The following is a 10,453-nucleotide window of genomic DNA, read 5'->3' as shown; positions in this document are numbered from 1 at the left end:
GCCGGCGCCTGCGGAGGCGCCGAAGCCGGGGGCGGAGGCGGCGGCGGTGTGGCGGCGTCCGGCACGACCGTGCGGGCCGGGGACACCGGTTCCGTCCAGGAGCCGACCGCGAAGAAGCCCGCCCCCATGGCGAGCGCGGCGACGGCGACGGGCAGCCACGGCGTCCGGAGCACCCGGCGCCGCACCGGCGGGCTCGGCTCGGCCCGGGTGAACCCGGCTGGCGGGAGGCTGGAGGAGAGGCGCACCCTCCGATGGTCACGCTGAGCGGTCGTCCGGACACGGAGAATCGCCTCGACCGTTGCCAGCTTGATACACACTCCGGCCCCGCACGTGGTCATCACGTGACCCGGGGCCGTCCGGCAGGGCACGCCGGGCAAGGCCCCTGCTAATTTCTTGGACGTGCCCAACGCTCCCGGCCGGCGGATGGGGCCGCTGTACGCGGCCGGGTTCACCACCGCGTTCGGGGCGCACGGGATCGCCGCCAACCTGGGCGGCTTCTCCGACGACGCCGTCACCTCCCTGCTCGTGCTCGGCGGGCTGCTGGCGCTGTACGACGGCGCGGAGGTGGTCCTCAAGCCGCTGTTCGGCACCCTCGCCGACCGGGTCGGCGCCCGCCCGGTGCTGCTCGGCGGCCTCGTCGCCTTCGCGGCCGCGTCCACGCTGTACGCGGTGGCCGGCAGCCCCGGATGGCTGTGGGCGGCGCGCCTCGGCCAGGGAGCGGCGGCCTCGGCCTTCTCTCCCGCGGCCTCGGCGCTGGTGGCCCGGCTCAATCCGGACGCCAAGCTCGGGCGGGCGTTCGGGAGCTACGGCTTCTACAAGTCGATCGGCTACACCCTCGGCCCGCTCCTCGGCGGGGTGCTGGTGTGGGCCGGCGGCCTGCGGCTGCTGTTCGCGACCCTGGCGGTGCTGGGCGCCGCCGTCGCGGTGTGGGCCGCGCTCGCCGTCCCCGCCGTGCCGCCGCTGCCGAGGGCCCGGCAGACCGTCCTCGACCTCGCGCGGCGGCTGGCCGACCCCGCGTTCCTCGGCCCGACCGCCGCCCTCGCCGCCGCGACCGCCGCGCTGTCGGCCGGCGTGGGGTTCCTGCCGGTGTCCGGCCGGGCCGCCGGGCTCGGCAGCATCGCCACCGGCGCCGCGGTGTCGGTCCTCGCGGCGTGCGCGGCGGTCGTCCAGCCCTGGACCGGGCGCGCCCTCGACGCGGGGCGCGTGAGCGCCCGCACCGGCGTCCTCGCCGGGCTGGCGGTCACCGCGGCCGGGCTGGGGTGCGCCGCGCTGCCCGGCCTGCCCGGCGTCCTCGCGGCCGCGGTGCTGGTCGGCGCGGGCACCGGGCTCATCACCCCGCTGGGGTTCGCCGCGCTCGCCGCCCGCACGCCCTCCGCGCGCATGGGCCAGACCATGGGCGCCGCCGAACTCGGCCGCGAACTCGGCGACGCCGGCGGGCCGCTGCTCGTGGGGGGCGTCGCCACCGCGGCCGCCCTCGCCTACGGCTACGCCGCGCTCGCCGCGCTGCTCGCCCTCGGGGCGGTCATCGCCCTCCTCGCCGCCGCCGCACCGCGGCCGGCCCGGCGTGACCGCGGCTAGCCGGCCTGGACGACCGTGAAGCGGCGCAGCGCGAGGGCCGGGTTCTTGGCCCGGACGGCGGCGATCCGCTCCGCCGAGACCTCGCCGGACACGACGCCCGGGTCCTCCCCCAGCCCGGCCGCGACCACGCCCATCGGGTCGGCGATCATGCTGTTGCCGGCGCCCGTCGGGGCGCACTGGCCGGCGGCGGCGACGTAGACGGTGTTCTCGATCGCGCGGGCCCGGACCAGCGTCCGCCAGTGGTCCTCCTTCAGCGGACCCGGCACCCAGGCCGCCGGCAGCGCCAGGACGTCGGCGCCCGCGTCCACGATCCGCCGCGTCACCTCGGGGAACCGGACGTCGTAGCAGGTCTGCATGCCGAACGTGACGCCGTCCACGGCGAACGTCTCCGGCTCGCCGATGTCGCCCGGCCGGACCAGCGCCGACTCCTCGTACCCGAACGCGTCGTACAGGTGCAGCTTGCGGTACTCGGCCACGACGTCCCCGCCGGGGCCGACGGCGACGAGCGTGTTGGAGAAGCGGGGCGCCGGGCGGAGCTCGTCCGCTGACTCGCGGTGGGCGGGGGCCGGAGGACGGCCGGGGTCGTCCAGCCGCTCGTTCACGCCCGCGACCAGGTGCACGCCGTACCGCCGCGCCAGCGCGCCGAGCCCGGTCGTGAACGGGCCGTCCAGCGGCTCGGCGGAGTCGACGAACCGGCCGTCCAGCTTCGGCGCCGTGAACATGGCGAACTCGGGGAACACCACGACCTTCGCGCCGCGCCCGGCCGCCTCGGCGGCCAGCCCGCCGATCGCCGCGAGGTTCTCGTCCTTGTTGACGCCGGGCGCGAACTGCGCCACCGCCACCTGCACCATCGCTGCCTCCCTACATCCGGTCGACGCCGGTCACCCGGATCACGGCCTCGCCCTCCTGGTCGGAGCCCGCGAGGTCGACCTCGGCGCTGATGCCCCAGTCGTGATGCCCCTCCGGGTCGTCGAACACCTGCCGGACCCGCCACAGCGCGTCCTCCGGCACCTCCTCGATCCGCAGCAGCTTCGGGCCGCGCGCGTCGGCGCCGGTGAGCAGCTCGTCGTGCTCGGCGAAGTAGCCGTCCATCGCGTCGGCCCACGCGTCCGCGCCGAAGTCGGGGTCGAGGTCGCCGAGCTCGCCGTACCGCTCCAGCGCCGCCAGCTCCACCCGCCGGAACAGCGCGTTGCGGACCAGCACCCGGAACGCCCGCGCGTTCGCGGTCACCTTCGTGACCCGCTCCTCGATCGGCTGCTCCAGGTCGCCCTCGTCGGCGGGGTTCGCGAGCTGCTCCCACTCGTCGAGCAGGCTGGAGTCGACCTGCCGGACCAGCTCGCCGAGCCACTCGATCAGGTCGATCAGGTCATCGCTCTTGATCGACTCCGGGACGGTCTGCTGCAGCGCCTTGTACGCCCCCGACAGGTACCGCAGCACCAGGCCCTCGGCCCGCGCCAGCTCGTAGAACCCGATGTACTCGGTGAACGTCATCGCGCGCTCGTACATGTCGCGGACGACCGACTTCGGGCGCAGCGGATGGTCGCCGACCCACGGGTGCCCGGCCCGGTAGATCTCGTAGGCGGCGTCGAGCTCGTCCTCCAGCGGCTTCGGGTGGTCGACGTCCTGGAGCAGCTCCATCCGCTCCTCGTACTCGATGCCCTCGGCCTTCATCTCCTGGACGGCCTCGCCCCGCGCCCTGTTGACCTGCGCCGCGAGGATCTGCCGCGGGTCGTCCAGCGTCGCCTCGATCACCGACAGCACGTCCAGGGCGTAGGACGGCGACGCCGGGTCGAGCACCTCGAACGCGGCCAGCGCGAACGTCGACAGCGCCTGGTTGAGCGCGAAGTCCTCCTGGAGGTCCACCGTGACGCGCGCGTACCGGCCGAGGTCGTCGGGCTCGGGCAGCACCTCCACGACCCCGCCCGCGAGCAGCGACCGGTAGATCGCGATGGCCCGCGAGATGTGCCGCCGGCGCGCCGCCGGCTCCTCGTGGTTGTCGGTCAGCAGCCGCTTCATCGCCTGGAACGCGTTGCCCGGCCGCGCGATCACCGACAGCAGCATCGCGTGGCTGACCTGGAACCGGGACCGGAGCATCTCCGGCTCGGCCTCCTGCAGCTTGGCGAAGACGTCCTCGTCCCAGCCGACGAACCCCTCCGGCGGCTTCTTGCGCTGCACCTTCCGCCGCTTCTTCGGGTCGTCGCCCGCCTTGGCGAGGGCCTTCTCGTTCTCGACGACGTGCTCGGGCGCCTGCGCGACGACGAACCCGACCGTGTCGAACCCGGCGCGCCCCGCCCGCCCGGCGATCTGGTGGAACTCCCGCGCCCGCAGCCGCCGCACCCGGTGCCCGTCGTACTTGCTCAGCGCGGTGAACACCACGGTCCGGATCGGGACGTTCACCCCGACGCCGAGGGTGTCGGTGCCGCAGATGACCTTCAGCAGCCCGGCCTGCGCGAGCCGCTCCACCAGCCGCCGGTACTTCGGCAGCATCCCGGCGTGGTGCACCCCGATCCCGTGCCGGACGAACCGCGACAGGTTCCGCCCGAACTTGGTGGTGAACCGGAAGTTGCCGATCAGCTCCGCGATCCGCGCCTTCTCCGCCTTGGTGCACACGTTGATGCTCATCAGCGCCTGCGCCCGCTCGATCGCCGCGGCCTGCGTGAAGTGCACCAGGTAGATCGGCGCCTTCTGCTCGGCGAGCAGCTCCTCGATCGTCTCGTGCAGCGGCGTCACCCGGTAGTCGTAGATCAGCGGGACGGGCCGCTCCGCCGAGGTCACCAGCGCCGTCGGCCGGCCCGTCCGCCGGGTGAGGTCCTTCTGGAAGAAGGTGACGTCGCCCAGCGTCGCCGACATCAGCAGGAACTGCGCCTGCGGCAGCTCCAGCAGCGGGATCTGCCACGCCCAGCCCCGCTCGGGCTCGGCGTAGAAGTGGAACTCGTCCATCACCACCACGCCGATGTCGGCGTCGGCTCCGTCCCGCAGCGCGATGTTGGCCAGCACCTCGGCCGTGCAGCACACGATCGGCGCGTCGGCGTTCACGCTGGCGTCGCCGGTCATCATCCCGACGTTCTCGCGGCCGAACATCTCGCACAGGTCGAAGAACTTCTCCGAGACCAGCGCCTTGATCGGCGCGGTGTAGAACCCGACCTGCTCCTTGCCGAGCGCGGCGAACAGCGCCCCCGCCGCGACCAGGCTCTTGCCCGACCCGGTCGGGGTCGACAGGATCACGTTGGCGCCGGACACCACCTCGATGAGCGCCTCCTCCTGCGCCGGGTACAGGGTGATCCCGCGCCCCGACACCCACCGCTCGAACGCCTCGAAGAGCGAATCGGCGTCGGTCTCGTTTCCGGAGGGAAGCTCATCGATAAGGCTCACCCCTCCATCCTGCCCCCGATCGCCCACTGCCCGTGCCGGTGGGCGTCCCGCGCTCACACCAGCGCGTGGCCGTACGCGGCCGCCAGGGGCTTGAGATCGGGTTCGCCGTACAGCGCGCGCATCTCCTGGAAGACCTGCTCCTTGCCCGCGCCGAACCGCCGCACATGGACGGCATAGGTGTCGGCCGACACGAAGACCGGCGGATTGGTCTTGCTGTGGAACTTGTCGGCGTACATCACGAGCCGCTCCTCGCCGGTCTGCGCGACATAGTCGCCCGGCGGCAGCGGGAGCGCCTGCCGCTCGATGTCGTCGCGGGTCAGCCCCATGCCGGTGTGGCAGGAGCAGAACCGGCAGATCACCTCCGGGAAGCCCTCGTCGCGCAGCAGCTCGTGCCCGAGCACCCCGTGCCGGACGTACCCCTTGAAGTCGATCTCCCCCGCGGCGTCGTAGAGCCGGTACACCCCGATGTCGTGCAGCAGGCACCCGGCGCGCACCAGGTCCGCGTCGACGTCGAACCGGCCGTCGGCCATGATGCGCTCGGCGATCTCGCACACGATCGCGCAGTGCGTCCAGACCAGCTCGAACGCCTCCCGCCCCGGCGCGCACCGCTCGTGCAGCGCCCGGATCTCCGCGTCACTCGGAACCCGCATCCCGCAAGCCTAGATCGGCTCGCGCGCCGGGCCGGGCGCGCGAGCCGGGAAGCGGGGATCAGGCCGAGGTCTCGGTGCGGTCGCCGCCCCAGAGGGTGTGGAACGAGCCGTCCCGGTCGACGCGGCGGTAGGTGTGAGCGCCGAAGAAGTCGCGCTGGCCCTGGGTGAGCGCGGCCGGCAGCCGGTCGGCGCGCAGCGAGTCGTAGTAGGCGAGGGCCGTGGAGAAGCCGGGCGCCGGGATGCCGAGGCGGGCGGAGGTGGCGACGACGTCGCGCCAGGCGTCCTGCGCGTCGCCGACGGCCGCGGCGAAGTGGTCGTCGGTCAGCAGCGTCGGCGTGTGCGGGTCGGCCTCGTAGGCGGCGCGGATGCGGTCCAGGAACTCGGCCCGGATGATGCAGCCGCCGCGCCAGATGGTGGCCATCGCGCCGAGGTCGATGTCCCAGCCGTACTCGGCGCTGCCCGCCTGGATCTCGTGGAAGCCCTGCGCGTACGCGACGATCTTGGACGCGTAGAGCGCCTTCTCGACCGCGTCGGCGAAGCCGGCGCCGGCTCCGCCCGTGCGGGACGGGCCCGGCAGCCCCTGCGCGGCTTCCCGGAGGGCGGCATGGCCGGAGACGGAGCGGGCGAACACGGCCTCGGCGATGCCGCCGACCGGGACGCCGAGGTCGAGCGCCGTCTGCACGGTCCAGCGCCCGGTGCCCTTCTGCTCGGCCTGGTCCAGCACGACGTCGACGAACGGGCGGCCGGTGGACGCGTCGGTGTGCGCGAGGACCTCGGCGGTGATCTCGATGAGGTAGGAGTCGAGGCGGCCGGCGTTCCAGGTGCGGAAGACCTCGGCGATCTCGGCGGGCGCGAGCCCGGCGGCGTGCCGGAGCAGGTCGTAGGACTCGGCGATCAGCTGCATGTCGGCGTACTCGATGCCGTTGTGCACCATCTTCACGAAGTGGCCGGCGCCGTCCGGGCCGACGTGGGTGCAGCAGGGCGTGCCGTCCACCTTGGCGGAGATGTCCTCCAGCAGGGGGCCGAGCGCGGCGTAGGACTCGGCGGAGCCGCCCGGCATGATGCTCGGGCCGTGCAGCGCGCCCTCCTCGCCGCCGGAGATGCCGGTGCCGACGAAGTGCAGGCCGCGCTCGCGGAGGGCGGCCTCGCGGCGGCGGGTGTCGAGGAAGTTGGCGTTGCCGCCGTCCACGATCATGTCGCCGGGCTCCAGCAGCGGCGCGAACTCGTCGATCACCGCGTCGGTCGGGGCGCCCGCCTTCACCATGATCACCAGCCGCCGGGGCCGCTCCAGCGACGCGACGAACTGCTCGGGCGTGTCGGCGGGCAGGAACGTCCCCTCGCCGCCGAACTCCTCGACGAGCGCCTTGGTCCGGCTCGGCGTGCGGTTGTGGACGGCGACGGCGTGCCCGTGCCGGGCGAGGTTGCGGGCCAGGTTCCGGCCCATCACCGCCAGTCCGGTGACCCCTATTCGCGCCTTCTGCATTGGCTCACTCCTCCTCGTGTGCGACCCTGACCGAGGGGTTGTACGCGGGGCATGATCCCTCTGTTCGAGTGCCGGACCGGTGTGCCCGGGCTCGGCGCGGGAACGGGTCGCGCGGTACAGATCATGGTCAACCTTCACTTCGATGGTGACATTCCAGGGGGTGCGGATGCTGGGACTGCCGGACGAGGCGGCGGCGTGTCTCTTCGATCTCGACGGGGTGCTGACCCGGACGGCGTCCGTCCACGCCGCGGCGTGGAAGGAGATGTTCGACGGCTACTTGCGGGAACGTTCCGAACGGACGGGCGAGCCCTTCACCGAGTTCGACCCGGTGCACGACTACGGCCGGTACGTCGACGGCAAGAAGCGCGAGGACGGGACGCGTTCGTTCCTGGAGTCGCGGGGCATCACCCTCCCGGAGGGCGATCCCGGCGACCCGCCGGAGAAGGAGACGGTCCGCGGCCTGGGCAACCGCAAGAACGCGCTGGTGCTGAAGCTGATCGAGGAGAAGGGCGTCGAGACGTTCGACGGGTCGATCGACTACGTCCGCGCGGCGCGCAAGGCCGGGCTGAGGACGGCGGTGGTGTCGTCGAGCGCCAACACCGTCCAGGTGCTGGCGACGGTCGGGATCGCCGATCTGTTCGACGCGCGGGTGGACGGCGTCGTCGCCGCCGAGCGGCACCTGCCCGGCAAGCCGGCCCCCGACATGTTCCTCGCGGGCGCGCGGGAGCTGGGCGTCGAGGCGGCGCGGGCGGTGGTCTTCGAGGACGCGCTCGCGGGCGTGCAGGCGGGCCGGGCCGGCGGGTTCGCCTACGTGGTGGGAGTCAACCGGGTCGGCGACGCGCACGCGAAGGCGCTGGCCGAGCACGGCGCCGACGTGGTGGTCGACGACCTCTCCGAGCTGCTGGAGGGCGAGTGACGGAGCTGAAGGGGCAGAGCGCCGCCGACCGGCCGGTGTTCATGGTGGAGCCGTGGTGCGTGCGCGAACCGGAGCTCCGGCTGGACCGGCTGGCGCAGGGAGAGTCGGTGTTCGCGCTGTCCAACGGCCATCTCGGCATGCGCGCCAACCTCGACGAGGGCGAGCCGCACGGGCTGCCGGGCACGTACCTGAACTCGTTCTACGAGCAGCGGCCGCTGCCGCACGCCGAGACCGCCTACGGGTACCCGGAGTCGGGGCAGACGGTCATCAACGTCACCAACGGCAAGGTGATCCGGCTGCTGGTGGACGACGAGCCGCTCGACGTGCGCTACGGCCGCGTCCACCACCACGAGCGGGTGCTGGACATGCGCGAGGGCACGCTGACCCGGCAGGTGGAGTGGACCTCCCCCGCCGACAAGACGATCAGGGTCACCTCGGTGCGGCTGGTGTCGCTGACGCAGCGGGCGATCGCGGCGATCTGCTACGAGGTCGAGCCGGTGGACGGCTCGGTGCGGGTGGTCGCCCAGTCGGAGCTGGTGGCCAACGAGGCGCTGCCCGGCGGCGGCAAGGACCCGCGCGCCTCGGCGATCCTGGACAGCCCCCTCGTCAGCGAGGAGCACTTCGCCAACGGCACGAAGGTGCTGCTGCTGCACCGGACGCGGCGCAGCGGGCTGCGGATGGGCGCCGGCATGTCGCACGACATCGAGGGCCCGGAGTCGATGCGGGTGGAGACCGAGAGCGCCCCCGACGTGGGCCGGCTGACGGTCGCGACCCGGCTGGAGCCGGGGCAGAAGCTGCGCATCGTCAAGTACATCGCCTACGGCTGGTCGAGCCGCCGGTCCCGGCCCGCGCTGCACGACCAGGTGGTCGGGGCGCTGGCGGGCGCGCGGCAGACCGGCTGGGAGGGCCTGCTCGCCGAGCAGCGCGCCTATCTCGACGCGTTCTGGGAGGGCGCGGACGTCGAGATCGAGGGCGACGCGGAGATCCAGCAGGCGGTCCGGTTCGGGCTGTTCCACATCCTGCAGGCGGGCGCGCGCGCAGAGCGCCGCATGATCCCGGCCAAGGGGCTGACGGGTCCGGGCTACGACGGGCACGCGTTCTGGGACACCGAGACGTTCGTGCTGCCCGTGCTGACCTACACCTCCCCCAGCGCGGCGGCCGACGCGCTGGCCTGGCGGCACATGACGCTGCCGCTGGCCTGCGAGCGCGCCCGGCAGCTCGGCCTGGACGGCGCGACGTTCCCGTGGCGGACGATCCGCGGCCAGGAGTGCTCGGGCTACTGGCCCGCCGGGACCGCGGCGTTCCACATCAACGCCGACATCTCCGACGCGATCGTCCGGTACGTGGACGCGACGCGGGACGAGCAGTTCGAGCGGGAGATCGGCCTCGACATCCTGGTGCAGACGGCGCGGCTGTGGCGCAGCCTCGGCCACCACGACGTCGGCGGCGTGTTCCGCATCGACGGCGTCACCGGCCCGGACGAGTACAGCGCGATCGTCGACAACAACGTCTACACCAACCTGATGGCGCGCCGGAACCTGCAGGAGGCCGCCGAGATGGCGATGCGCCATCCGGACGTGGCCGACCGGCTCGGGGTGAACGCCGAGGAGGCCGCGTCGTGGCGGGACGCGGCGGCGGCCATGCTGATCCCCTACGACGAGCGGCTCGGCGTCCACCCGCAGAGCGAGAGCTTCACCAACCACGCCCGGTGGGACTTCGCGTCCACCAAGCCCGACCACTACCCGCTGCTGCTGAACTACCCGTACTTCGACCTGTACCGCAAGCAGGTCGTCAAGCAGGCCGACCTCGTGCTGGCCCTGCACCTGTGCGGGGAGGCGTTCACCGACGAGCAGAAGGAGCGCGACTTCTGCTACTACGAGGGGCTCACCGTCCGCGACTCCTCGCTGTCGGCGCAGACGCAGGCCGTCGTCGCGGCGGAGGTCGGGCAGCTGGAGCTGGCGCACGACTACCTCGGCGAGACCGCCCTGATGGACCTGCACGACCTGAACCGCAACACCCGCGACGGGCTGCACATCGCCTCGATGGCGGGGGCGTGGAGCGGTCTCGTCGCCGGGTTCGGCGGGATGCGGGCCGGCAAGGGCGAGCTGAAGTTCGCGCCGCGGCTGCCGGGCGGGATCAGCCGGCTGACGTTCCGGATGCGCTACCGCGGCAACCTGATCAAGGTCGGGGTGACCGCGGAGGAGGCCCGCTACGAGCTGCTGGACGGCCCGGGCCTGCCGCTGTGGCACCACGGCGAGCGGTTCACGCTGGGCGACGACGCGGTGGAGCTGCCGATCGAGCTGATCCCGGCGCGCCCGGCGCCGACCCAGCCGGCCGGCCGCGAGCCGGCGCCGCGCCGGTTCGACCCGCACGTCCGGGCCCAGCGCCGCCGCTAGCTAGCGGGCGGCCGGGTCGCTCTCCGGGGCGCAGGGCGCCGCGCTCTCCGGCGGCGGC

Annotated in this window: 7 protein-coding genes and 1 pseudogene; 3 read left to right on the top strand and 5 right to left on the bottom strand. The window is 73.4% G+C overall.

Annotated elements, in window-relative coordinates:
- Positions 1-245 (bottom strand): annotated as a pseudogene (locus tag AB0K34_RS44510) (hypothetical protein); the annotation flags it as partial.
- A gap of 154 nt (positions 246-399) precedes the next feature.
- Between AB0K34_RS44510 and AB0K34_RS44505 the strand changes: the two are divergent.
- Positions 400-1,578: an MFS transporter gene (locus AB0K34_RS44505; RefSeq protein ID WP_301177933.1), complete on the top strand. Its 1,179-nt coding sequence runs from the start codon at positions 400-402 to the stop codon at positions 1,576-1,578.
- On the opposite strand, the gene AB0K34_RS44500 is transcribed toward AB0K34_RS44505, so the two are convergent.
- The 4 genes from AB0K34_RS44500 to gndA are packed head-to-tail and all read right to left on the bottom strand — an operon-like array spanning position 1,575 to position 7,083.
- Positions 1,575-2,429 (bottom strand): carbon-nitrogen hydrolase family protein, encoded by an 855-nt coding sequence (locus AB0K34_RS44500; RefSeq protein ID WP_301177932.1) that lies wholly within the window; start codon positions 2,427-2,429, stop codon positions 1,575-1,577. The genes AB0K34_RS44505 and AB0K34_RS44500 overlap by 4 nt on opposite strands.
- Before the next feature lie 10 nt (positions 2,430-2,439).
- Entirely contained in the window at positions 2,440-4,950 is a 2,511-nt protein-coding gene (locus AB0K34_RS44495; RefSeq protein WP_138636850.1) for a DEAD/DEAH box helicase, read from the bottom strand.
- 53 nt (positions 4,951-5,003) lie between these two features.
- A complete protein-coding gene (locus AB0K34_RS44490; protein ID WP_301177931.1) occupies positions 5,004-5,600 on the bottom strand; it encodes an HD domain-containing protein in 597 nt (198 codons plus the stop codon).
- Positions 5,601-5,658: 58 nt separating this feature from the next.
- Entirely contained in the window at positions 5,659-7,083 is a 1,425-nt protein-coding gene (gndA, locus tag AB0K34_RS44485) for an NADP-dependent phosphogluconate dehydrogenase (protein ID WP_301177930.1), read from the bottom strand.
- 142 nt (positions 7,084-7,225) lie between these two features.
- On the opposite strand from gndA, the gene AB0K34_RS44480 reads away from it, so the two are divergent.
- Positions 7,226-7,999 (top strand): beta-phosphoglucomutase family hydrolase, encoded by a 774-nt coding sequence (locus AB0K34_RS44480; RefSeq protein WP_240807648.1) that lies wholly within the window; start codon positions 7,226-7,228, stop codon positions 7,997-7,999.
- Positions 7,996-10,395, top strand: coding sequence for a glycosyl hydrolase family 65 protein (locus AB0K34_RS44475; protein ID WP_364554549.1), 2,400 nt, complete (start codon positions 7,996-7,998; stop codon positions 10,393-10,395). The genes AB0K34_RS44480 and AB0K34_RS44475 overlap by 4 nt, the downstream gene beginning before the upstream one ends.
- Positions 10,396-10,453 lie beyond the last annotated feature (58 nt).

The organism is Actinomadura sp. NPDC049382 (assembly GCF_040677125.1).
Lineage (GTDB): Bacteria > Actinomycetota > Actinomycetes > Streptosporangiales > Streptosporangiaceae > Spirillospora > Spirillospora geliboluensis.
Note: the sequence above shows the minus strand (reverse complement) of the source record. Positions and strands in the feature narration are given on the sequence as shown.

Excerpts from the sequence above, each read along its gene's own strand:
- AB0K34_RS44500 (WP_301177932.1), bottom strand. The coding sequence starts at position 2,429 with ATGGTGCAGGTGGCGGTGGCGCAGTTCGCGCCCGGCGTCAACAAGGAC.
- gndA (WP_301177930.1), bottom strand. The coding sequence starts at position 7,083 with ATGCAGAAGGCGCGAATAGGGGTCACCGGACTGGCGGTGATGGGCCGG.
- AB0K34_RS44490 (WP_301177931.1), bottom strand. The coding sequence starts at position 5,600 with ATGCGGGTTCCGAGTGACGCGGAGATCCGGGCGCTGCACGAGCGGTGC.
- AB0K34_RS44480 (WP_240807648.1), top strand. The coding sequence starts at position 7,226 with ATGGTGACATTCCAGGGGGTGCGGATGCTGGGACTGCCGGACGAGGCG.